This window comes from Ruegeria sp. CH5 (genome assembly GCF_056537025.1).
Window position 1 is genome coordinate 559,448 of record NZ_JBQFQT010000002.1, and the last position, 21,456, is coordinate 580,903.

Annotated in this window: 25 protein-coding genes; 23 read left to right on the top strand and 2 right to left on the bottom strand. The window is 60.5% G+C overall.

Going from position 1 to position 21,456, the window contains the following annotated elements; translation table 11 throughout:
• Window position 1: 1 nt before the first annotated feature.
• The 22 genes from ACR0JC_RS10110 (at window position 2) to ACR0JC_RS10215 (ending at window position 19,634) form a co-directional block, all read left to right on the top strand.
• Window positions 2-604, top strand: a complete 603-nt coding sequence (locus ACR0JC_RS10110) for an NADH-quinone oxidoreductase subunit C (RefSeq protein ID WP_170341004.1) — start codon at window positions 2-4, stop codon at window positions 602-604.
• 2 nt (window positions 605-606) lie between these two features.
• Window positions 607-780, top strand: a complete 174-nt coding sequence (locus ACR0JC_RS10115) for a hypothetical protein (protein WP_010442775.1) — start codon at window positions 607-609, stop codon at window positions 778-780.
• Between the two features lie 7 nt (window positions 781-787).
• Entirely contained in the window at window positions 788-913 is a 126-nt protein-coding gene (locus tag ACR0JC_RS10120) for a hypothetical protein (protein WP_261391884.1), read from the top strand.
• Window positions 913-2,136 (top strand): NADH-quinone oxidoreductase subunit D, encoded by a 1,224-nt coding sequence (locus ACR0JC_RS10125; protein ID WP_170341006.1) that lies wholly within the window; start codon window positions 913-915, stop codon window positions 2,134-2,136. The genes ACR0JC_RS10120 and ACR0JC_RS10125 overlap by 1 nt, the downstream gene beginning before the upstream one ends.
• Complete coding sequence (locus tag ACR0JC_RS10130; protein ID WP_170341007.1) at window positions 2,136-3,284, top strand: NADH-quinone oxidoreductase subunit E; 1,149 nt, start codon at window positions 2,136-2,138, stop codon at window positions 3,282-3,284. The genes ACR0JC_RS10125 and ACR0JC_RS10130 overlap by 1 nt, the downstream gene beginning before the upstream one ends.
• A 32-nt stretch (window positions 3,285-3,316) precedes the next feature.
• A complete protein-coding gene (locus ACR0JC_RS10135; protein WP_093964908.1) occupies window positions 3,317-3,538 on the top strand; it encodes a DUF5337 domain-containing protein in 222 nt (73 codons plus the stop codon).
• A 12-nt stretch (window positions 3,539-3,550) separates the two neighbouring features.
• Window positions 3,551-4,849 carry an NADH-quinone oxidoreductase subunit NuoF gene (nuoF, locus tag ACR0JC_RS10140; RefSeq protein ID WP_093964909.1) on the top strand — a complete coding sequence of 433 codons (1,299 nt, stop codon included), beginning with the start codon at window positions 3,551-3,553 and terminating at the stop codon, window positions 4,847-4,849.
• 5 nt (window positions 4,850-4,854) lie between these two features.
• Entirely contained in the window at window positions 4,855-5,271 is a 417-nt protein-coding gene (locus ACR0JC_RS10145; protein WP_170341009.1) for an MAPEG family protein, read from the top strand.
• Complete coding sequence (locus ACR0JC_RS10150; protein WP_170341011.1) at window positions 5,271-5,648, top strand: hypothetical protein; 378 nt, start codon at window positions 5,271-5,273, stop codon at window positions 5,646-5,648. Before ACR0JC_RS10145 ends, ACR0JC_RS10150 begins: the two co-directional genes overlap by 1 nt.
• A 98-nt stretch (window positions 5,649-5,746) precedes the next feature.
• Window positions 5,747-6,151, top strand: coding sequence for a DUF5333 domain-containing protein (locus ACR0JC_RS10155; protein ID WP_170341013.1), 405 nt, complete (start codon window positions 5,747-5,749; stop codon window positions 6,149-6,151).
• A 3-nt stretch (window positions 6,152-6,154) separates the two neighbouring features.
• Window positions 6,155-8,140: an NADH-quinone oxidoreductase subunit NuoG gene (gene nuoG, locus ACR0JC_RS10160; RefSeq protein WP_170341015.1), complete on the top strand. Its 1,986-nt coding sequence runs from the start codon at window positions 6,155-6,157 to the stop codon at window positions 8,138-8,140.
• Between the two features lie 240 nt (window positions 8,141-8,380).
• The gene (gene nuoH / locus ACR0JC_RS10165) at window positions 8,381-9,418 is read left to right on the top strand and encodes an NADH-quinone oxidoreductase subunit NuoH (RefSeq protein WP_170340401.1); all 1,038 of its coding nucleotides are present in this window, start codon (window positions 8,381-8,383) and stop codon (window positions 9,416-9,418) included.
• Between the two features lie 2 nt (window positions 9,419-9,420).
• Window positions 9,421-9,915, top strand: a complete 495-nt coding sequence (nuoI, locus tag ACR0JC_RS10170; protein WP_170341017.1) for an NADH-quinone oxidoreductase subunit NuoI — start codon at window positions 9,421-9,423, stop codon at window positions 9,913-9,915.
• Complete coding sequence (locus ACR0JC_RS10175) at window positions 9,912-10,334, top strand: carboxymuconolactone decarboxylase family protein (RefSeq protein WP_170341019.1); 423 nt, start codon at window positions 9,912-9,914, stop codon at window positions 10,332-10,334. Before nuoI ends, ACR0JC_RS10175 begins: the two co-directional genes overlap by 4 nt.
• On the top strand, window positions 10,331-10,933 hold the full coding sequence (locus tag ACR0JC_RS10180) for an NADH-quinone oxidoreductase subunit J (protein WP_170340404.1): 603 nt from the start codon (window positions 10,331-10,333) through the stop codon (window positions 10,931-10,933). The genes ACR0JC_RS10175 and ACR0JC_RS10180 overlap by 4 nt, the downstream gene beginning before the upstream one ends.
• 4 nt (window positions 10,934-10,937) lie before the next feature.
• A complete protein-coding gene (gene nuoK / locus ACR0JC_RS10185) occupies window positions 10,938-11,243 on the top strand; it encodes an NADH-quinone oxidoreductase subunit NuoK (protein ID WP_005984024.1) in 306 nt (101 codons plus the stop codon).
• A gap of 6 nt (window positions 11,244-11,249) precedes the next feature.
• The gene (nuoL, locus tag ACR0JC_RS10190; RefSeq protein WP_170341022.1) at window positions 11,250-13,376 is read left to right on the top strand and encodes an NADH-quinone oxidoreductase subunit L; all 2,127 of its coding nucleotides are present in this window, start codon (window positions 11,250-11,252) and stop codon (window positions 13,374-13,376) included.
• On the top strand, window positions 13,376-14,917 hold the full coding sequence (locus ACR0JC_RS10195; RefSeq protein ID WP_170340407.1) for an NADH-quinone oxidoreductase subunit M: 1,542 nt from the start codon (window positions 13,376-13,378) through the stop codon (window positions 14,915-14,917). The genes nuoL and ACR0JC_RS10195 overlap by 1 nt, the downstream gene beginning before the upstream one ends.
• A gap of 15 nt (window positions 14,918-14,932) precedes the next feature.
• Window positions 14,933-16,375, top strand: coding sequence for an NADH-quinone oxidoreductase subunit NuoN (gene nuoN, locus ACR0JC_RS10200; protein ID WP_093964920.1), 1,443 nt, complete (start codon window positions 14,933-14,935; stop codon window positions 16,373-16,375).
• 54 nt (window positions 16,376-16,429) lie between these two features.
• On the top strand, window positions 16,430-17,179 hold the full coding sequence (locus tag ACR0JC_RS10205; protein ID WP_170341024.1) for a biotin--[acetyl-CoA-carboxylase] ligase: 750 nt from the start codon (window positions 16,430-16,432) through the stop codon (window positions 17,177-17,179).
• A gap of 11 nt (window positions 17,180-17,190) precedes the next feature.
• Window positions 17,191-17,970 (top strand): type III pantothenate kinase, encoded by a 780-nt coding sequence (locus ACR0JC_RS10210; protein ID WP_093964922.1) that lies wholly within the window; start codon window positions 17,191-17,193, stop codon window positions 17,968-17,970.
• On the top strand, window positions 17,967-19,634 hold the full coding sequence (locus ACR0JC_RS10215; protein WP_170341026.1) for a ribonuclease J: 1,668 nt from the start codon (window positions 17,967-17,969) through the stop codon (window positions 19,632-19,634). The genes ACR0JC_RS10210 and ACR0JC_RS10215 overlap by 4 nt, the downstream gene beginning before the upstream one ends.
• A 6-nt stretch (window positions 19,635-19,640) precedes the next feature.
• On the opposite strand, the gene ACR0JC_RS10220 is transcribed toward ACR0JC_RS10215, so the two are convergent.
• Complete coding sequence (locus ACR0JC_RS10220) at window positions 19,641-20,342, bottom strand: NUDIX hydrolase (RefSeq protein WP_170341028.1); 702 nt, start codon at window positions 20,340-20,342, stop codon at window positions 19,641-19,643.
• A 24-nt stretch (window positions 20,343-20,366) separates the two neighbouring features.
• On the bottom strand, window positions 20,367-20,765 hold the full coding sequence (locus tag ACR0JC_RS10225; protein WP_170341030.1) for a DUF983 domain-containing protein: 399 nt from the start codon (window positions 20,763-20,765) through the stop codon (window positions 20,367-20,369).
• A 218-nt stretch (window positions 20,766-20,983) separates the two neighbouring features.
• On the opposite strand from ACR0JC_RS10225, the gene ACR0JC_RS10230 reads away from it, so the two are divergent.
• Window positions 20,984-21,451: an EF-hand domain-containing protein gene (locus tag ACR0JC_RS10230; protein WP_170340413.1), complete on the top strand. Its 468-nt coding sequence runs from the start codon at window positions 20,984-20,986 to the stop codon at window positions 21,449-21,451.
• Window positions 21,452-21,456 lie beyond the last annotated feature (5 nt).

The following is a 21,456-nucleotide window of genomic DNA, read 5'->3' on the forward strand; positions in this document are numbered from 1 at the left end:
GATGAGCGAAGCACTCAAGGAGCTCGGCACGCATATCGAGCTGAAGCGCACGGACTGCGTTCTGTCATGGACCGTAGCCCATGACGAACTGACGGTGGATGTTGCGCCCTCGAGCCTGGTGGAATTTGTCGAGTTTCTGAAAACGGATCAGAACTGCAAGTTTTCGACCTTGGTCGACATCACCGGAGTTGATTACCCCGAACGCGCCAAACGGTTCGACGTGGTTTACCACTTCCTTTCGATGTACCAGAACCAGCGTATCCGGATACGGATCTCGGTGCGCGAGGAAGACATGGTTCCGTCGATCGTCGATGTGCACCCCTCGGCCAACTGGTTCGAGCGTGAAGTGTTCGACATGTTCGGCATTCTGTTCTCGGGCCACCCGGACCTGCGACGCATCCTGACCGACTATGGGTTCCGCGGCTATCCGCTGCGCAAGGATTTCCCGACCACCGGGTATATCGAAGTCCGCTATGACGAAGCGCAGAAACGGGTCGTGTACGAACCGGTCTCGCTGGTTCAGGAGTATCGCCAGTTTGATTTCATGAGCCCGTGGGAAGGTGCGAACTATGTTCTGCCGGGGGATGAAAAACAGGAGACCTGACAATGGGTGGCATCTGGTGGCTGATCCTTTCTGCACTGACCATCATTCCGATGGTGAAGATTTTGCCGTTTTTTGGGATCAACAAATACTGGTGCCTTCTTTGCCTGGTCCCATTCGGCACGATCGCGTTGCTGTGGTGGGTCGGGTTGAAACTGCAGGAACTGGAGCGCCGCTGAGATGGTCATGCTGCTGGGGGAACTGATTGCGTTGGGTGCGCTGGGGGTCCTGCTGGCGGGGGCCGCAGCCAAAGCGCTTGAGGCGGAAAAGGTCCGGGTTCGGGCCGAAGCGAAAAAGAAACGAGGGCGTTGATGGACGGCTCAAGATACGATGACGGCAGCACGGACGCGCTGAGCGGAGAACAGAAGATCCGCAACTTCAACATCAACTTCGGCCCGCAGCACCCTGCGGCGCACGGAGTTTTGCGTCTTGTACTTGAGCTGGACGGCGAGATCGTCGAGCGTTGCGACCCGCATATCGGCCTGCTGCACCGCGGTACCGAAAAGCTGATGGAAAGCCGGACCTATCTGCAGAACCTGCCGTATTTCGACCGATTGGACTATGTGGCGCCGATGAACCAGGAACATGCCTGGTGCCTGGCCATCGAAAAGCTGACCGGCGTCGAAGTTCCACGCAGGGCCTCGTTGATCCGGGTCCTGTATTCCGAGATTGGGCGCGTTTTGAACCATCTGCTCAACGTGACCACGCAGGCGATGGACGTGGGCGCGCTGACCCCGCCGCTGTGGGGCTTTGAAGAGCGTGAAAAGCTGATGGTGTTCTACGAGCGTGCCTGCGGTGCGCGCCTGCACGCGGCCTATTTCCGCCCCGGCGGTGTGCATCAGGACCTGCCGCCCGAGTTGCTGGACGACATCGAGACCTGGAGCCACGAGTTCCCCGCCGTTCTGGACGACATTGACGGACTGCTGACCGAGAACCGGATCTTCAAACAGCGCAACTGCGACATCGGCGTGGTGACCGAGGACGAAATCCAGCAATACGGCTTCTCGGGCGTGATGGTGCGCGGATCGGGCCTGGCCTGGGACCTGCGTCGCGCGCAACCCTATGAATGCTACGACGAGTTCGAGTTCCAAATCCCCATCGGCAAGAATGGGGACTGCTATGACCGCTACCTGGTGCGGATGGAAGAGATGCGCCAGTCGGTGTCGATCATCCGTCAGGCCATCGCCAAGCTGCGCGACTGCCCGGGCGACATTCTGGCCCGCGGCAAGATCACCCCGCCGAAACGCTCGGACATGAAGACCTCGATGGAGAGCCTGATCCATCACTTCAAACTTTACACCGAAGGCTTCCACGTCCCCGCAGGCGAGGTCTATGCCGCCGTCGAAGCGCCCAAAGGCGAGTTCGGCGTCTATCTGGTCGCCGACGGCACCAACAAGCCGTACCGCGCCAAGCTGCGTGCGCCCGGTTTCCTGCACCTGCAAGCCATGGACCACGTCGCCAAGGGCCACCAACTGGCCGACGTCGCCGCCATCATTGGCACCATGGACGTCGTATTTGGAGAGATTGACCGCTAATGCTCCGCCGTCTTCATCCCGAACAACCCGAAAGCTTTGCCTTCACACCCGCCAACGTGGACTGGGCCAAGGCGCAGATCACCAAGTACCCCGAAGGCCGTCAGGCCAGTGCGGTCATCCCGCTGCTGTGGCGCGCGCAAGAGCAGGAGGGCTGGTTGAGCCGCCCGGCCATCGAATATGTGGCCGAGATGCTGGGCATGTCCTACATCCGGGTGCTCGAAGTTGCGTCCTTCTACTTCATGTTCCAGCTGCAACCGGTTGGGTCCGTTGCGCATATTCAGGTCTGTGGCACGACGTCCTGCATGATCTGCGGGGCCGAGGACCTGATCGCGGTCTGCCGCGAAAAGATCGCGCCCAAGCCGCACCAGCTGTCGGCGGACGGCAAGCTGAGCTGGGAAGAGGTCGAGTGCCTAGGCTCCTGCACCAACGCCCCGATGGCACAGATCGGTAAAGACTATTACGAGGACCTGACCGCCGAGAGTTTTGGTCGGATCATCGATGAACTGGTCGCTGGCATGGTTCCGGTGCCGGGTCCCCAGAATGGGCGCTATGCGGCCGAGCCTCTGGGCGGCGTGACCAGCCTGAAGGACTACGAGGGTGGCAAGGCAAAGCACAATGCCAGTGTGCAACTGGCCACGGAACTGGGCGATACACTCAAGCGCATCGACGGAACCGAGGTTCCGATCCTGACGCCTTGGTTGGGCAAGGATGGCAAGGCCGCCGGAGCGAAAGCCGCACCCAAGCCGCCGAAGGTGCCAGAGCAGGGCAAATCAGCCGCCCGACAGGCTGCACCCAAGAAATCCGCCAAGGCCGAGCCATCTTCGCCCGAGGGCGCCGCGGCCAAGCCGGAAACGGCCGAGGCTCAGCCCGAAACGCTGAGCGGTGCGCGTGAGGGCAAGCCCGACGACCTCAAGCTGCTGAAAGGTGTGGGGCCGAAGCTCGAGCAGACGCTGAACGAACTCGGGTTCTACCACTTCGATCAGATCGCGGCCTGGACGCCAGAACATGTGGCTTGGGTCGATGCCCGGCTGAAGTTCAAGGGCCGGATCGAACGCGACGGCTGGATCGAGCAGGCGGCCAAGCTTGCTGCTGGCGAGGAAACCGAATTTGCCAAACGTGCCAAGCAAGACGGCACCTACGAAGACTGAGAGACGGTGCCCGATAAGGGCGCCGGAGTGTGATGGACAAGGACAAGGAACAGGCCATCGCCCGCAAGGGCCGACATATCGGCGTGGTCATCGCGGTGACCATGCTGTTGTGGCTTGCCATGACCCTGTTCATCGGCCCGGCGCTGGAGCTGCCGGGACGCTTTGCGCTGCTGTTTGATTTCGCCGCGATCGCGGCGTTCATCTATGCGGGCGTCAACATTTTTCAACTCTGGCGCATGCGTCAGGACAGCTGAAGGTAACACGCGATGCTGAAGGATCAGGACCGGATCTTTACCAACATCTACGGGATGCACGAGCGCACCTTGAAGGGCGCCCAGGCCCGGGGGCATTGGGACGGCACTGCTGGCCTGATGGAGAAGGGTCGCGACTGGATCATCCAGACGATGAAAGACTCAGGCTTGCGCGGGCGCGGCGGTGCGGGCTTCCCGACCGGCCTGAAATGGTCGTTCATGCCGAAGGAAAGCGATGGCCGCCCGTCCTATCTGGTCGTAAACGCCGACGAATCCGAACCGGGCACCTGCAAGGACCGCGAGATCATGCGCCACGATCCGCACACGCTGATCGAAGGCTGCCTGATTGCGTCTTTCGCGATGAATGCGCACACCTGCTACATCTACCTGCGCGGCGAGTACATTCGTGAGCGCGAGGCGCTGCAGGCTGCAATCGACGAGGCCTATGATGCGGGCCTGCTGGGCAAGAACGCCGCTGGATCAGGATGGGATTTCGACCTGTTCCTGCATCACGGGGCAGGCGCCTATATCTGTGGCGAGGAAACCGCGCTGATCGAAAGCCTGGAAGGCAAGAAGGGCATGCCGCGCATGAAGCCGCCGTTCCCGGCGGGGGCGGGTCTGTATGGCTGCCCGACCACTGTGAACAACGTGGAATCCATCGCCGTCGTGCCTACGATCCTGCGGCGTGGTGCCGACTGGTTCGCCGGTTTCGGTCGCCAGAACAACGCGGGCACCAAGCTGTTTGCCGTCTCGGGTCACGTCAATACCCCCTGTGTGGTCGAAGAGGCGATGTCGATCAGCTTTGAAGAATTGATCGAGACCCATTGCGGTGGCATCCGCGGCGGGTGGGACAACCTGTTGGCCGTAATCCCCGGCGGCTCGTCTGTGCCCTGCGTGCGCGGCGAGAACATGCGCGATGCGATCATGGATTTCGACTATCTGCGGAACGACCTGGGCTCGGGGCTTGGCACGGCGGCGGTGATCGTGATGGACAAGTCCACCGACATCATCAAGGCCATCTGGCGGCTGTCGAAATTCTACAAGCACGAAAGCTGCGGCCAGTGCACGCCCTGCCGCGAAGGCACGGGCTGGATGATGCGCGTGATGGATCGCCTTGTGCGCGGCGAGGCCGAACTGGAAGAGATCGACATGCTGTTCGAGGTGACCAAGCAGGTCGAAGGCCATACGATCTGTGCGCTGGGTGACGCGGCCGCATGGCCGATCCAGGGCCTGATCCGCAACTTCCGCGAAGAAATCGAAGACCGCATCAAGGCTCAGAAATCGGGCCGTATGGGTGCGATGGCGGCGGAGTGACAATGATGGAAGCTTATGCAGAGTATTCCCACGCGATTGCGTCTTTGGTGATTTTCACACTGGTCGTTTTGTTCCTGTCGCCGTTTTCGGCACTGGCGAAACAGGGCAAAGGGCTGGCTCCTGGCGCGACCCCCGACCAGGACTACGCCGACAAGGCCTATCGCCTGAACCGTTCCTACCTGAACGGCACCGAGACTTTGCCCGCGTTTCTGGCCGTTACTGTGGCAGCCATTCTATTGGGCGCCAGCCCGTTCTGGGTGAACTGGCTGGCCGCGATTGCCTTGGTCGCGCGACTGGTGATGCTTGTCGTACACATTCAAGGCGTCGGCAAACCGCATAGCGGTATTCGTTCTGTCCTGTATGTGGTGGCGTGGGCCTGCATGTTCGTGATTGGGATCCTTGCATTGGTGGCTGCGTTCTGATGGCCGTCACACTTGTTGATATCACCGCGAACCTGCGTCGCCCGGCTGTCGGTGTCCTTGTTCTGCTGACGCTGCTTTCGGCCTGCGGGACAGCGCCAACCAGCGACCGGATCCTGTTTGACGGCAAGTCGTTTCGGGCCAAGGCAAAGCCGGTCGACAAGAAACGGTCGCCTGCGGATTTCACCGTAACGATCAAAGGCGTGTCGGCTTCGCTGGACGGCGCGCGCGAGGCTGGTCGGTACGAGGGCACCCGGTTCTGCATTCAGAATTTCGGTTCCTCCCGCATTGCGTGGAAGGTTGGTCCTGACACCGAACCGCAGAACCTGCGCGTCGAAAATGACAGCCTGACATTTGCCGGAGCCTGTCAACGACCATGAGCTTCGCTATTGCATATCCTGCGCTGATCGGACGGTCGTTATTGCATAACAGCCGTGTCGCGGAACGTCTTGGGGAACCCAAGACGAAAGGATATGTCATGAAACTTGTGAAACTTGCCGCATTTGCCTGTGCGATGGCGTTGCCCGTCTCGGCGGACGCCAAACCGCCCTTGCGCGAAGTCAAGGAAATCGACAACGAGCTCTACTACATCGCCATCGCAAATGAGATCTCGAAATACTGCCCGTCGATCAGTGGGCGGCGTATGAAGGCAATCGGTGTGATGTGGAGCCTGCGGTCCAAGGCCAACAGCCTGGGTTATTCGGACGGAGAGATCCGGGCCTATGTCGAGTCGGATTCCGAAAAGGCGCGGATGCGGGCCAAAGGCGAAAAATACCTCGCGCAGAACGGCGTGAGCTACGGAAAAGCTGAAACATTCTGTGCCCTGGGGCGCAAGGAAATCGAACGAAACAGCGCCATTGGCGTGTATTTGAGGGCGAACTAGACCATGTCTGACCTCCGCAAGATCGTAATCGACGACAAAGAAATCGAAGTCGATGGCGCGATGACCCTGATCCAGGCCTGCGAACAGGCCGGGGTCGAGGTGCCGCGGTTCTGCTATCATGAGCGCCTGTCGATTGCCGGTAACTGCCGCATGTGCCTGGTCGAGGTCGTGGGCGGGCCGCCCAAGCCCGCCGCCTCGTGCGCGATGCAGGTGCGCGATCTGCGCCCAGGGCCGGAAGGTCAACCGCCGGTGGTCAAGACCAACTCTCCCATGGTCAAGAAGGCCCGGGAAGGCGTCATGGAGTTTCTGCTGATCAACCACCCCTTGGATTGCCCGATCTGTGACCAGGGCGGTGAATGCGATCTGCAGGACCAGGCAATGGCCTACGGTATGTCGGCCAGCCGGTTCAAAGAAGCCAAGCGGGCCGTGGATGATCTGGATCTGGGTCCGCTGGTTGGTACGGCCATGACCCGCTGCATCAGCTGCACCCGCTGTGTGCGTTTCACGACCGAGATCGCGGGTATCGACCAGATGGGCCAGACGGGCCGGGGCGAGGATGCGGAAATTACCTCGTACCTAAACCAGACGCTGGATTCGAACCTGCAGGGCAACATCATTGACCTGTGCCCGGTGGGGGCGCTGACTTCCAAGCCTTATGCCTTTACCGCACGCCCGTGGGAACTGACCAAGACCGAAACCATCGACGTAATGGATGCGCTGGGATCGAACATTCGTGTCGATACCAAGGGCCGCGAAGTGATGCGCATTCTGCCGCGCAACCATGATGGCGTGAACGAAGAGTGGATCTCGGACAAGACGCGTTTTGTCTGGGACGGTTTGCGCCGTCAACGTCTGGACACGCCTTATATCCGCGAAAACGGTCGCCTGCGCGCCGCCAGCTGGCCCGAGGCTTTGGCCACCGCCGCAGCGGCGATGAAGGGCAAGAAGGTTGCCGGTCTGATCGGCGATCTGGTTCCTGTCGAAGCCGCCTTTGCGTTGAAGCAGATGATTGAGGGGCTGGGTGGCAAGGTCGAATGCCGAACCGACAATGCCCGCCTGCCTATCGGCAACCGTTCGGGCTATGTCGGCAATGTGACGATCGAGGAGATCGACACGGCGAATGAGATCATCTTGATCGGCACCAACCCGCGGGACGAGGCCCCGGTGCTGAATGCGCGCATCCGCAAGGCGTGGCTGGCGGGCGCCGATGTCAAATTGATCGGCCCGACCGTTGATCTGACTTATGACTACGAGCATCTTGGCACCGACCGCGATGCGCTGGCCAAGGCCAAGGCAAGCAACGAAGCCGTTGTGATCGTCGGACAGGGCGCCGTGTCCGAGGCAGACGGTCTGGCTGTTTTGGCCGCCGCGCGCGCGCTGTCGGGTCGGATGCTTGTTCTGCACACTGCGGCCGCCCGCGTTGGTGCGATGGATGTGGGTGCCGCGACGGAGGGTGGCCTTGAGGCTGCAATCGACGGCGCCGAGGTGATCTTCAATCTGGGCGCGGACGAGGTCGATATCAATGCGGGCCCGTTTGTCATCTACCAAGGCAGCCACGGAGACCGCGGTGCACACCGCGCCGACGTCATCCTGCCAGGCGCAGCCTACACCGAGGAAAACGGTCTGTTCGTCAACACCGAGGGTCGCCCTCAATTGGCGATGCGGGCCGGATTTGCACCGGGTGAAGCCAAGGAAAACTGGGCGATCCTGCGGGCGCTTTCGGCGGAGTTGGGCGAGAAACTTCCTTATGAAACGTTGGCCCAGCTGCGGCAAAAGCTGATCGAAGCAGTGCCGCATCTGGCCGGGATCGACCAAGTGCCCGAGAACGAAGATCAGGCAATCGAGGCCGGACCTTTGGGACAGGCCGATTTCCGGACCGTGATCAAGGATTTCTATCTGACCAACCCGATTGCACGAGCCTCGCAGTTGATGGCCGAGCTTTCGGCGCTGGCCAAGGCGCGCGGTGACCAAAAGATTGCCGCGGAATGAGGCTTGCGACGACCATAAACCGCAAAGCGGGCGGAAACCCGAGCTCGTTTTTCCGAGAGGAGATGCGAGGGGCGTGGTCGTGTGTTTTGCCGAATGAAATGAAGGAAAAAGGTGGCGTGCAGGCAGCGGATGCTGTTTACACCAACTCGCCAAACCAATCGCAGGCGACGCGAGTCTCCGACCGGCCGGTCGGGCCTCGCGATGGCAGCGGAAAACGGAATACCCACGGTGTGAGGACCAATGGCTGAATTCTTTGACACCCCAGGCGGAATAGCCCTGATCATATTGGCGCAGGTGCTGGCCGTCGTGGCCTTCGTGATGATCTCGCTGTTGTTTCTGGTCTATGGCGACCGCAAGATCTGGGCCGCGGTCCAGATGCGTCGCGGCCCCAACGTGGTTGGCGTTTACGGCCTGCTGCAATCGGTGGCGGACGCGCTGAAATACGTCGTCAAAGAGGTGGTGATCCCTGCAGGCGCGGACCGGACTGTGTTCATCCTGGCGCCGCTGACGTCGTTCGTCCTGGCCATGATCGCCTGGGCGGTCATTCCGTTCAATGACGGCTGGGTCCTGTCCGACATCAACGTGGCTATCCTCTATGTGTTCGCGGTGTCCTCGCTCGAGGTGTACGGCGTGATCATGGGCGGATGGGCGTCGAACTCGAAATACCCGTTCCTGGGCTCGTTGCGCTCGGCCGCGCAGATGATTTCGTATGAGGTTTCGATCGGCCTGATCATCATCGGGGTGATCATTTCGACCGGGTCGATGAATTTTGGTGACATCGTGCGGGCGCAGGATGGCTCGTTCGGGTTCTTCAGCTGGTACTGGCTGCCGCATTTCCCGATGGTCTTCCTGTTCTTCATCTCGGCCCTGGCCGAGACCAACCGCCCGCCGTTCGACCTTCCGGAAGCGGAATCGGAACTGGTCGCAGGCTATCAGGTCGAATACTCGGCAACGCCCTTCCTGCTGTTCATGGCGGGCGAATACATCGCCATCTTCCTGATGTGCGCGCTGACCACGCTGCTGTTCTTCGGCGGCTGGCTGTCGCCGATCCCCGGCCTGCCCGATGGCGTGCTGTGGATGGTCGCCAAGATGGCGTTCTTCTTCTTCCTCTTCGCGATGGTCAAGGCGATCACGCCCCGCTACCGCTATGACCAGCTGATGCGGCTGGGCTGGAAAGTGTTCCTGCCGTTCAGCCTGGTGTGGGTGGTCTTCGTGGCCTTTGCGGCGAAGTTCGACTGGTTCTGGGGGGCATTCGCCCGTTGGAGCGTAGGAGGCTGACAATGGCAAATATCGACTATACCCGCGCGGCCAAATACTTCCTTCTGCAGGATTTCTGGGTCGGAATGAAGCTGGGGCTGAAGTATTTCTTCGCGCCCAAGGCCACCGTGAACTACCCGCACGAAAAGGGCCCGCTGTCGCCACGGTTCCGCGGTGAACACGCCCTGCGCCGTTACCCCAACGGCGAGGAGCGCTGCATCGCCTGCAAATTGTGCGAAGCTGTGTGCCCCGCGCAGGCCATCACAATCGACGCCGAACCGCGCCAGGACGGCAGCCGCCGTACCACGCGATATGACATCGACATGACCAAGTGCATCTACTGCGGCTTCTGCCAAGAGGCCTGCCCGGTCGATGCCATCGTCGAAGGACCTAATTTCGAATTCGCCACGGAAACCCGCGAAGAGCTGTTCTATGACAAGCAGAAGCTGCTGGACAACGGTGAACGCTGGGAAGCCGAGATCGCCCGCAATCTGGAACTGGACGCGCCCTACCGATGAGCGATCCGACGAAAAACCCATTCGAGCAGATGCTCAGACAGGCGCATGACATGGCCAAGGCGTTCAACCCGGCGCTGGAGAGCTATTCGCCCGTCGACGCGATGCGCGGCTTCGAGGCGCTGTGGCCGACCATGCCCAAAGAGGTCATGGAGATGATGTTCGGCAACACCGTCAATCCGGGCGGACTGGATGCCAAGACCCGCCTGTTGCTGACGCTGGCCGGGCTGACCTGTCAGGGCGCACAGGCCGACACGGCCCTGCGCCAGACGGTACGCCATGCCATCGAGGCAGGGGCCAAGAAACAAGAGATCGTGGAAACGATCGGTCAGATGTCGGTCTTTGCCGGCATCCCGGCCATGACCCGGGCGCTGGAACTGGCGCAGGAGGCCATGGGCGAAAACGAGGAAGATGACCAATGAGCGTATTTGCCTTTTACCTCTTTGCCATCAGCGCCATCACCGGCGGGCTGTTCACCGTGATCAGCCGGCAGCCGGTGCATTCGGTGCTGTGGCTGATCCTGGCCTTCCTTTCGTCGGCGGGACTGTTCGTGCTGCTGGGGGCGGAATTCGTCGCCATGCTGCTGATCATCGTCTATGTCGGCGCGGTGGCGGTGCTGTTCCTGTTCGTGGTGATGATGCTGGACGTGGACTTTGCCGAGCTCAAGGCAGAGATGGCGCGCTACATGCCTCTGGCCCTGCTGATCGGTCTGGTCATCCTGATGCAGTTCGTCATGGCCTTTGGTGCCTGGGACAGCGCACAAGGCGCGGCGGCCAACCTGGCCCAGCCGATCCCTGCCGACCGCCACAACACCGAGGCACTGGGTGTCATCCTTTACGATCAATACTTCCTTCTGTTCCAACTGGCGGGCCTGATCCTGCTGGTGGCCATGATCGGCGCCATCGTGCTGACGCTGCGCCACCGCAAAGACATCAAGCGTCAGGACATTGTCGGTCAGATGATGCGTGACCCGGCCAAGGCGATGGAGCTGAAGGATGTGAAACCGGGGCAGGGACTTTGAGACGATGATCGGACTTGAACACTATCTTACCGTCGCGGCGACGCTGTTCGTCATCGGCATCTTCGGTCTCTTCCTGAACCGCAAGAACGTCATCATCCTGCTGATGAGCATCGAACTGATGCTGTTGGCGGTGAACATCAACCTCGTGGCGTTTTCCAGTTTCCTCGGCGATCTGGTCGGGCAGGTGTTTACGCTGTTCGTGCTGACCGTGGCCGCGGCCGAGGCTGCCATCGGGTTGGCCATTCTGGTCTGCTTCTTCCGCAACCGCGGCACCATCGCGGTTGAAGACGTCAACATGATGAAGGGGTAAGGGATCATGGAAACCACAATCCTCTTTGCCCCGCTCGTGGGCGCGCTGATCTGCGGCTTTGGCTGGAAGTTCATAGGCGAAAAGGCCGCGCTGTGGACGGCGACGGGTCTGCTGTTCCTGGCCTGTTTGCTGTCGTGGATCGTCTTCTTCAGCTTTGACGGGCAGACCCAGCAGATCGAGATCATGCGCTGGATCGAGAGCGGCTCGCTGTCGACCTCATGGGCCATTCGTCTGGACCGGCTGACCGCCATCATGTTGATCGTCGTCACCACCGTTTCGGCGCTCGTGCACCTTTATTCGTTCGGCTATATGGATCACGACCCGCAGTGGCGCGAGGGCGAAAGCTACAAGCCGCGCTTCTTTGCCTATCTGTCCTTCTTCACCTTCGCCATGCTGATGCTGGTGACGGCCGACAACCTCGTACAGATGTTCTTCGGCTGGGAAGGCGTGGGGGTCGCGTCGTACCTGCTGATCGGTTTCTACTATCGCAAACCTTCGGCCAATGCGGCGGCGATGAAAGCGTTCATCGTGAACCGTGTGGGCGACTTCGGCTTTGCGCTTGGGATATTTGCGCTGTTCTTCCTGACCGACAGCATCAACTTCTCGGATATCTTTGCCGCTGCACCTCAGCTGGCGGAAACGCAACTGACCTTCCTGTGGGGCGAATGGACCGCGATCGAGGTCATCTGCGTACTGCTGTTCATCGGTGCGATGGGCAAATCGGCGCAGTTGATCCTGCACACCTGGTTGCCGGACGCGATGGAGGGCCCGACGCCCGTGTCGGCGCTGATCCACGCGGCCACCATGGTGACGGCCGGCGTGTTCCTGGTTTGCCGCATGTCGCCGTTGATGGAGTTCGCACCGGGTGCAACCGGGTTCGTCACCGTGCTGGGGGCTGCCACCGCGTTCTTTGCCGCGACTGTGGGCTTGGTGCAGACGGACATCAAGCGCGTGATCGCCTATTCGACCTGTTCGCAGCTGGGCTACATGTTCGTGGCCGCGGGCGTGGGCATGTATTCGGCGGCGATGTTCCACCTGTTCACGCATGCCTTCTTCAAGGCGCTCTTGTTCCTGGGGGCGGGCTCGGTGATCCACGCCATGCACCACGAACAGGACATGATGAACTATGGCAACCTGCGCAAGAAGATCCCCTATACTTTCTGGGCGATGATGATCGGTACCCTGGCCATCACCGGTGTCGGCATCCCGCTGACCACGATCGGCTTTGCCGGTTTCCTGTCCAAGGATGCCATCATCGAAAGCGCCTATGCCGGCGGATCGGCCTTCGGGTTCTGGGCGCTGGTGATCGCGGCCGCGATGACCTCGTTCTACAGCTGGCGCCTGATCTTCCTGACCTTCTATGGCGAGGAGCGGGGCGACAAGCACACGCATGAGCACGCGCATGAAAGCCCGATGGTCATGCTGGTGCCGCTGGGCGTTCTGTCGCTGGGCGCCGTGTTCGCGGGCATGATCTGGTACAACAACTTCTTCGGACACGCCGATCAGGTGGGCAAGTTCTATGGCATTCCGGTCGCCGAGGCGCATGCCGAGGCCGGCGACCATGCCGAGGCCGATGACCATGGCGACGACACGCATGCCACCGAGTCTCATGGCGAAGAGGCCGCGCACGGTGACAAGGCCAAGGGTGGGGATCACCACTATGCCTTCGTAGGCAAACCGGGCGAGGGCGCGCTGTACATCGCGCCGGACAACCATGTTCTCGACGACGCGCATGCGGCGCCGAAATGGGTCAAGGTCTCGCCGTTCATCGCAATGGTTCTGGGCTTTGGACTGGCTTACCTGTTCTACATCGTGAACCCGGCGCTGCCGGGACGCCTGGCCGAGAACCAGCGCCCGCTGTACCTGTTCCTCAAGAACAAGTGGTACTTTGACGAAATCTACGACGCGATCCTTGTCAAACCGACCGTGGCCCTGGGCCGGTTCCTTTGGAAAGGCGGTGACGGCAAGACGATCGACGGTTTCCTGAACGGAGTAGCAATGGGCGTCGTTCCCTTCTTTACCCGCCTCGCAGGCAAGGCGCAGACGGGCTACATCTTCACTTACGCCTTCTGGATGGTTCTGGGGATCGCCGCCCTGGTCACCTGGATGTCGATCGGCGGAGGCGCAAACTGATGGACAATATCCTATCCATTGTAACGTTCATTCCGGCCATTTCCGCCGGTCTGATGGCGCTGTTCCTGCATGGGAACGATGTGGCCGCACAGCGCAATGCCAAGTGGATCGCGCTGGTTGCGACCACAGTGACCTTCCTTGTTTCGATCGGAATCTATACTGAGTTCGACCCATCGAACACCGGCTTCCAGATGGTGGAAGAGGGTCAGTGGCTGCTGGGCCTGAAGTACAAGATGGGCGTGGATGGCATCAGCGTTCTGTTCGTGCTGCTGACCACCTTCATCATGCCGCTGACCATCTTGGCCAGCTGGAACGTGACCGACCGGGTCAAGGAATACATGATCGCCTTCCTGCTTCTGGAAACGCTGATGCTCGGCGTATTCATGGCGCTGGATCTGGTGCTGTTCTACCTGTTCTTCGAAGCCGGGCTGATCCCGATGTTCCTGATCATCGGGATCTGGGGCGGCAAGGACCGGATCTACGCCAGCTTCAAGTTCTTCCTCTACACCTTCCTCGGCTCGGTTCTGATGCTGGTGGCGATGGTGGCGATGTATGCGGATGCAGGCACCACCGACATTGCAGCGCTCATGACGCACCAGTTCTCGTCCGAGAGCTTCAGCGTACTGGGTGTTCACATTGTCGGCGGTATGCAGACGCTGATGTTCCTCGCGTTCTTCGCGTCCTTCGCGGTGAAGATGCCGATGTGGCCCGTGCACACCTGGCTGCCTGACGCGCACGTTCAGGCACCGACGGCGGGCTCGGTTGTGCTGGCGGCAATTCTGCTGAAGATGGGTGGCTATGGTTTCCTGCGTTTCAGCTTGCCCATGTTCCCGGTTGGGTCGGCCGTGATGACCGATCTGGTGCTGTGGCTGTCGGCAATCGCCGTGGTCTACACCTCGTTGGTGGCGCTGGTGCAGGAGGACATGAAAAAGCTGATCGCCTATTCCTCGGTCGCGCATATGGGCTTTGTGACCATGGGCATCTTTGCGGCGAACCAGCAGGGCATCGACGGGGCGATCTTCCAGATGCTCAGCCACGGGTTCATCTCGGCCGCGCTGTTCCTTTGTGTTGGCGTGATCTACGACCGGATGCACACCCGCGACATCGAGGCCTATGGCGGGCTGGTGATCCGCATGCCGGCCTATGCGCTTGTGTTCATGCTGTTCACCATGGCCAATGTGGGTTTGCCGGGCACCAGTGGGTTCATCGGCGAATTCCTGACGCTGATGGGCACCTTCCAGGTCAACACCTGGGTGACCGCAGTGGCGGCCAGCGGTGTGATCTTCTCGGCGGCTTATGCGCTGTGGCTGTATCGCCGTGTGGTCTTTGGCGACCTGATCAAGGAAAGCCTCAAGTCGATCACCGACATGAGCACACGCGAACGCCTGATCTTTGCGCCGCTGATCGTCATGACCATCCTGCTGGGGGTCTATCCGTCCCTCGTCACCGACGTGATCGGCAATTCGACCGCCGCGCTGATTTCGAACTATGACACGGCTCTGGCCGCGGCCGAGGCCGCGACCCAGGTCGCTTCGCACTAAGGGAGCTTTGGAGACATGATCCAGGCTGATCTCACTGTAATTCTGCCGGAAATCATTCTGGCGATCTATGCGATGGCGGCGCTGATCGGAGCTGTCTACACCAGCAAGGATGCGCTGGCTCCGGTTCTGGTCTGGACGACGGCCGGACTGATGGCGGCGCTGTCGTTCTGGATCGCGTCGAACGGCTCGGGGACCAACGTGGCCTTCAACGGCATGTTCATCGACGACGGGTTCGCCCGATTTGCAAAGGTCGCGATTCTGCTATCGGCCGCCGCGGTTCTGGTTATGAGCCAGGAGTACATGGCGCGCCGGAACCTGCTGCGTTTCGAGTATCCGTTGCTGGTGGCTTTGGCAGCGGTCGGCATGATGATGATGGTCAGCGCCGGCGATTTGATGTCGCTCTATATGGGTCTCGAGCTGCAGTCGCTGTCTCTGTATGTCGTGGCGGCCCTGCGCCGTGACAGCGCCAAATCGACCGAGGCGGGGCTGAAGTATTTCGTTTTGGGTGCGCTCAGTTCGGGATTGCTGCTGTTCGGCGCATCTCTGGTCTATGGGTTCACCGGTACGACGCTGTTCTCGGGCATCATCAACACGGTGCATCACGGCGATGTCTCGGTTGGGCTTCTGTTTGGCCTTGTTCTGCTGATCTCGGGTTTGGCATTCAAGATTTCGGCGGTTCCGTTCCACATGTGGACACCGGACGTTTACGAGGGCTCGCCCACTCCGGTGACGGCTTTCTTTGCAACCGCACCCAAAGTTGCAGCGATGGCCTTGTTCGCGCGCGTTCTGCATGATGCGTTCGGCGGTGCCATCGCGGACTGGCAGCAGGTGATCGTGCTGCTTTCGGTCCTGTCGATGTTGCTGGGGGCCGTGGCTGCCATCGGGCAGCGCGACATCAAACGGCTGATGGCCTATTCGTCAATTGCACATATGGGGTACGCGCTGATCGGTCTGGCCGCAGGCACCGAATTGGGTGTCAAAGCGATGCTGATGTATCTGGCGATCTATGTGACCATGAATATCGGCACCTTCGCCTTCATCCTGATGATGGAGCGCGACGGCAAGCCGGTGACAGACATCGACGCCCTGCGCCAGTATTCCAAGCGGGACCCGGGCAAGGCGCTGGCCGTGCTGATCCTGATGTTCAGCCTTGCCGGCGTACCGCCAATGCTGGGGTTCTTCGCCAAGTTCGGCGTCTGGCAGGCCGGTGTGCAAGCTGACCTGATTGGGTTGGTTATTGCATCGGCAATCGCCTCGGTGATCGGTGCCTTCTACTACCTGCGGATCGTCTTCTACATGTATTTCGGCGACGAAAACGAAGATCCGATCGAAACCCGCTCGACCCCGGTATTGTGGGTTGCTCTGATGGGGTCGGCCGCATTGATGTTGATCGGTGTGGTCTACCAGTTCGGGATCGAGGGCGCAGCGGCAGCCGCGGCGACGACGCTTGTCAACTGACCGTTTCAACAAAATCTGGAAAGGGGCTCGGCCATCAGGCCGGGCCTTTTTGGCATGAGCACCTGGCCCCAAGGATACGGTCTGCATATCCTGCAGGAAGTTGACAGCACCCTGAATGAGGCCGCGCGGATCGCACCCACTGCAATAGGTCCGGTCTGGATCATGGCGCATCATCAAACCGCCGCGCGTGGCAGGCGCGGCCGGGCGTGGTCCAACCCCCAAGGCAACCTGGCAGCAACCTTGTTGCTGCGGCCCGAGGGCAATCCAGAGCAGGCGGCCCTGCGCAGCTTTGTGGCGGCACTGGCGCTTTTTGATGCCTGTGTCTCGGTCACCGGTCGCGCGCAGGGGTTCGCACTGAAATGGCCGAATGACGTTCTGTTGAACGGCGGGAAACTGGCTGGCATCCTGCTGGAAAGCACGGGGCAGGGGCGGGGCGTATCCCATCTTGCGATCGGTATCGGGGTGAACCTCGCGGACGCGCCCGCTCCGGAGACAGTCGAGCAGGGGGCTCTGCGGCCCGTTTCGTTGCTGTCGGAAACCGGGGCTCAGGTGTCCGCCGAGGATTTTCTGACCGAACTCGCCGATGCCTACGCGAAGCTCGAAAACCAGTTTGTCACCTACGGGTTTGAACCGATCCGCAAAGCGTGGCTGGCTCGGGCGGCGAAGCTGGGCGAGGTGATCACCGCGCGCACAGGTGCTTCGGAAACCGTCGGGACCTTTGAAACGGTGGACGCGGGCGGTAACCTTGTCCTAAACACCGCCAAGGGCCGCGTCAGCATTCCGGCGGCAGACGTGTATTTCTGAAAGGGGCGCATATGCTTCTGGCCATTGACTGCGGCAACACGAACACCGTTTTCTCGATCTGGGATGGCGAGAAATTCCTGTGTACGCTGCGCACCTCGACCCACCATGCCCGCACGGCCGACGCTTACTTCACCTGGTACTCGACCTTGGTGAAACACTACGGGATCGAAGCTGACATCACCGACGTCATCATCGCCTCGACCGTGCCGCGGGTGGTGTTCAACCTGCGCGTCTTTGCCGACCGGTTCTTTGGATGCCGGCCGCTGGTGGTGGGCAAGCCCGATTGCGAGTTGCCGGTGGCGCCGCGCGTTGATGAGGGGACGATTCCCGGTCCTGACCGGCTGGCGAATGCGGCCGGTGCATTTGATCGACACGGCGGGAATGTCGTGGTGGTGGATTTCGGAACCGCCACGAATTTCGATGTGGTCGCTGCCGATGGCGCCTATGTCGGGGGGGTAATCGCCCCCGGCGTGAACCTCAGTCTCGAGGCCTTGCACCAGGGCGCTGCAGCTCTGCCGCATATCGACGTGACGCGACCCGAGAAAGTCATTGGCACAAACACTGTTGGATGTATCCAATCAGGTGTGTATTGGGGGTATTCCGGCCTCATCGAAGGCTTGATCGACAGGATCAAGGCGGAATACGGAATGCCCATGAAGGTCATAGGGACTGGCGGTCTTGCACCGCTGTTTGATCAGGCCGATGTGGGCTTTGATGCAATTGAAGACGATCTGACGATGCACGGGCTTACCGTGATCCATCGCTACAACAAGGATACTGGCTCGGCATGAGCAGCGAAAGACTGATCTACTTGCCGCTCGGCGGCGCGGGCGAAATCGGTATGAACGCCTATGTCTACGGCTATGGCAAACCCGGTCAGGAACGCCTGATCCTGGTCGATCTGGGCGTGACCTTTCCCGACATGGATACAACGCCGGGCGTCGACCTGATCTACGCCGACATTTCGTGGTTGAAGGAACGTGCGGATCGGCTTGAGGCGATCTTCGTCACCCATGCGCACGAGGATCACGTCGGTGCGGTGGCCCATTGCCATGAGGCCCTTGGCGCGCCGGTCTACGCGCGTGCCTTCACCGCAAATATCGCCCGCCGCAAAATGGAAGATGCCGGACATCCCCCCGAAGCCGTGCGTACCGTTTCCGCCTGGCCCGAGCAGATCAAGGCTGGTCCGTTTACGGTTGGGTTCCTGCCCGTTTCGCATTCGATCCCCGAGAGTGCGGCGCTCGTGATCGACACACCGGCCGGCCGTGTCGTGCATACCGGTGATTTCAAACTGGACACCAATCCGGTTGTGGGCGAAGCATTTGATCCCGATCTTTGGGCCGAAGTGGCCAAGCCCGGGGTCAAGGCGTTGGTTTGTGACAGCACCAACGTGTTTTCCTCGCATCCCGGTCGCTCGGAGTCGGAGGTTGGGCCGGCCATCACCCAATTGGTCGAGGACGCGACTGGTATGGTGGTTGCAACGACCTTTGCGTCGAATGTTGCGCGGGTCAAAACGCTGGCCGAGGCCGGGCATCGGGCGGGTCGTTCGGTGGTTCTGTTGGGCCGGGCCATGCGCCGCATGATCGAGGCTGCGACCGAAACCGGTATCCTGTCTGATTTTCCGCGCGTGATCAGCGCTGAGGAAGCCTTGGATCTGCCCCGCCAGAACCTGATGCTGATCGTCACCGGCAGCCAGGGTGAGCGCCGCGCGGCCAGCGCGCAGTTGGCGCGCGGCAAATACCGGGGGATCGAGCTAAAGGATGGCGACCTGTTCCTTTTCTCCTCGAAGACCATTCCGGGGAATGAACGCGGTGTGATCCGCATCATGAACCAACTGAGTGAAAAAGGCGTCGACGTGGTCGATGACAGCGCTGGCTTGTACCATGTTTCCGGCCACGCCAACCGCCCTGATCTTGAGCAGATGCATGCCTTGGTCGATCCTCAGATCGTCGTTCCAATGCACGGTGAACACAGGCATCTGCGGGAACACGCCAAGCTGACCGAGGCCGCAGGTCGTGCCGGTGTCCTGGCGGTCAATGGCACGATGCTGGATCTGTCGGGGAACGCGCCCGAGGTCGTGGATTATGTCGAGACCGGCCGGACCTACCTGGACGGTTCCGTCAAGATTGGCGCGCTGGACGGTGTGGTGCGGGACCGTATCCGCATGGCTCTGAACGGGCACGTGACCGTAACTGTCATCCTGGACGAAGACGATGAGCCACTGGGCGAACCTTGGTGCGATACCATGGGGCTGCCGGAAACCGGCGTGTCGCGGGCCGGATTGATCGAGGTGCTGGAAGAGGACCTGAACCAGTTCCTGATGCGGGCTGAGGTCAAAACGCTGCGGGACGATGACAAGCTGGAAGAAGCCATGCGTCGCATCGTTCGACAAAGTGCACAGATCGAAATCGGCAAAAAGCCCGAAGTCACAGTTGTAATAAGCCGAATGAAATAAGGCGGCTCAGTCTGTTTCGGGCATCGGGTGGCCCTTGAGACGCTGGAACAGACTGGCTTCTTCGTTGTTCAGAAAGAACGGCACGGAGTCGGGGGGCGTTGTATCTGATACGCGCGCCTCGACTTCCGACAGAACAACCTCGGTGATGAAGGGCAAGTCGAACTCCCGCGCCTGTTCCAGCGGAATCCACTGTAGATGTGACAGTTCATCCGAGGCCTGGCTGAAATCGTCCAGATCACCGGCGATGGCATCTGCGTCCAAAAGAAAAAATCGGGCGTCGAACCGGCGTGGGCGTCCGGGCGGGGTAACCGCGCGGAACACGAACTGCAGCGCTTCGGCCGACGGAATGTAGCCTCTTTCCGCGAAGCCGGTCCAGGCTTGTGGAACCGGACCCGGCCAGGTGTCGCGGACACCGAGGATAAAGCCGGTCTCCTCCCACAACTCGCGAATTGCCGCTGCCGCCAGTGGCACATGCAGTCCGGCAGGAGCCTGATCGCTCAGCCTTTGTTGGCAAATCTCGGGTACCGGAGTGGCCAGCGGAACTTGCGCGTCCTCAGCATCCACGGCACCCCCCGGAAACACGAACTTGTTCGGCATGAAGGCCGCCGCGGCACCACGTTGGCCCATCAGAATCGACGGGCTTCGAAAACGGTCGCGCAAAACGATGATCGTCGCGGCGTCGCGAATTGCGGATTTGTCCACGGTCATGAGAAGCTCAGCTGCATTGACGGGTCACTTGCCGTCGTCGAACCCGTGCATCTTCCGGGCCCATTGAAAGCCGACGACCGCTCCTTTGAGCCTGGGAAGAAGGAACAGCGACAGTGCAACGCAAGCTATCGAAAAGCCGATTGCCATGGCCCACGGAGACGGGCGCAGGCCGACGTAAGTGACATGCAGCGCCGGAGCCAAAAGGTGTCCGACCAGCAGAATGGTCAAGTAGGCCGGCCCGTCATCTGCCCTGTGGTGAAACAATTCCTGACCGCAGTCTGCGCAGGTATCATTCACCTTCAGGTAGCTGTGCAACAGCTTGCCTTTGCCGCAATTGGGGCATTTGCACCGGAACCCTTTCACGATGGCGGGCCACGTGGGGCGTTCCTCCTGAGAGAGGGTGTCGATGGTTTGATCTGTCATCTTGATACTCGCGCTCGGATTTCGGGGATATTGCGCTTGTTTCATCCCGCAGAAAAGGGGGGTGCGTCGCTTTGCACCGACCCTCTCGAAAATATTGACCGGAAATGCAGGTTTCAATGTCGGAAAAAAATTTGCGGACAGCGACGGAAACTTTGCCGGGCTGCGTTTGAATGAATGTAAGCAGCGGCACAAGGCCGCGACAACAAAGGAAACGAGCAATGAAGAGCGCAAAATTTATCTCGGCCATCATTCTGTCTGCAGTTGCCGTCACCGGGACGGCTGCGCTGGCCAAAGGACCTCGCGACCGTGAACCGGTCAGCTTTCAGGAGCTGGATGCCAACGGGGACGGCCAGGTGACCAAGGCCGAGATGGAGGCCCATCGCCTGCAGAAGTTCACCTCGGCCGATACCGACGGTGACGGAAAGATCAGCGTCGAAGAAATGCAGGCCGAGGCTCAGAAGAAGGCAAACGACCGCGTTTCCGACATGTTCGAGCGTCATGATGCCGACAAAGACGGCTTTCTGACTGCGGACGAGTTGCCGAAACCGCGCCGGGCTGACAAGATGTTTGACCGCCTTGATGCGGATGGAAACGGATCTCTGTCCGAGCAGGAGTTCGCCAATGCACGGGATGGAATGGGTCGGCACCACAAGAAGGGTGGCCGCCCGGACCCAGACAACAACTGACGCAG

Coding starts and splice junctions, on each gene's coding strand:
- ACR0JC_RS10110 (WP_170341004.1), top strand. CDS start 2: ATGAGCGAAGCACTCAAGGAGCTCGGCACGCATATCGAGCTGAAGCGC.
- ACR0JC_RS10115 (WP_010442775.1), top strand. CDS start 607: ATGGGTGGCATCTGGTGGCTGATCCTTTCTGCACTGACCATCATTCCG.
- ACR0JC_RS10120 (WP_261391884.1), top strand. CDS start 788: ATGCTGCTGGGGGAACTGATTGCGTTGGGTGCGCTGGGGGTCCTGCTG.
- ACR0JC_RS10125 (WP_170341006.1), top strand. CDS start 913: ATGGACGGCTCAAGATACGATGACGGCAGCACGGACGCGCTGAGCGGA.
- ACR0JC_RS10130 (WP_170341007.1), top strand. CDS start 2,136: ATGCTCCGCCGTCTTCATCCCGAACAACCCGAAAGCTTTGCCTTCACA.
- ACR0JC_RS10135 (WP_093964908.1), top strand. CDS start 3,317: ATGGACAAGGACAAGGAACAGGCCATCGCCCGCAAGGGCCGACATATC.
- nuoF (WP_093964909.1), top strand. CDS start 3,551: ATGCTGAAGGATCAGGACCGGATCTTTACCAACATCTACGGGATGCAC.
- ACR0JC_RS10145 (WP_170341009.1), top strand. CDS start 4,855: ATGGAAGCTTATGCAGAGTATTCCCACGCGATTGCGTCTTTGGTGATT.
- ACR0JC_RS10150 (WP_170341011.1), top strand. CDS start 5,271: ATGGCCGTCACACTTGTTGATATCACCGCGAACCTGCGTCGCCCGGCT.
- ACR0JC_RS10155 (WP_170341013.1), top strand. CDS start 5,747: ATGAAACTTGTGAAACTTGCCGCATTTGCCTGTGCGATGGCGTTGCCC.
- nuoG (WP_170341015.1), top strand. CDS start 6,155: ATGTCTGACCTCCGCAAGATCGTAATCGACGACAAAGAAATCGAAGTC.
- nuoH (WP_170340401.1), top strand. CDS start 8,381: ATGGCTGAATTCTTTGACACCCCAGGCGGAATAGCCCTGATCATATTG.
- nuoI (WP_170341017.1), top strand. CDS start 9,421: ATGGCAAATATCGACTATACCCGCGCGGCCAAATACTTCCTTCTGCAG.
- ACR0JC_RS10175 (WP_170341019.1), top strand. CDS start 9,912: ATGAGCGATCCGACGAAAAACCCATTCGAGCAGATGCTCAGACAGGCG.
- ACR0JC_RS10180 (WP_170340404.1), top strand. CDS start 10,331: ATGAGCGTATTTGCCTTTTACCTCTTTGCCATCAGCGCCATCACCGGC.
- nuoK (WP_005984024.1), top strand. CDS start 10,938: ATGATCGGACTTGAACACTATCTTACCGTCGCGGCGACGCTGTTCGTC.
- nuoL (WP_170341022.1), top strand. CDS start 11,250: ATGGAAACCACAATCCTCTTTGCCCCGCTCGTGGGCGCGCTGATCTGC.
- ACR0JC_RS10195 (WP_170340407.1), top strand. CDS start 13,376: ATGGACAATATCCTATCCATTGTAACGTTCATTCCGGCCATTTCCGCC.
- nuoN (WP_093964920.1), top strand. CDS start 14,933: ATGATCCAGGCTGATCTCACTGTAATTCTGCCGGAAATCATTCTGGCG.
- ACR0JC_RS10205 (WP_170341024.1), top strand. CDS start 16,430: ATGAGCACCTGGCCCCAAGGATACGGTCTGCATATCCTGCAGGAAGTT.
- ACR0JC_RS10210 (WP_093964922.1), top strand. CDS start 17,191: ATGCTTCTGGCCATTGACTGCGGCAACACGAACACCGTTTTCTCGATC.
- ACR0JC_RS10215 (WP_170341026.1), top strand. CDS start 17,967: ATGAGCAGCGAAAGACTGATCTACTTGCCGCTCGGCGGCGCGGGCGAA.
- ACR0JC_RS10220 (WP_170341028.1), bottom strand. CDS start 20,342: ATGACCGTGGACAAATCCGCAATTCGCGACGCCGCGACGATCATCGTT.
- ACR0JC_RS10225 (WP_170341030.1), bottom strand. CDS start 20,765: ATGACAGATCAAACCATCGACACCCTCTCTCAGGAGGAACGCCCCACG.
- ACR0JC_RS10230 (WP_170340413.1), top strand. CDS start 20,984: ATGAAGAGCGCAAAATTTATCTCGGCCATCATTCTGTCTGCAGTTGCC.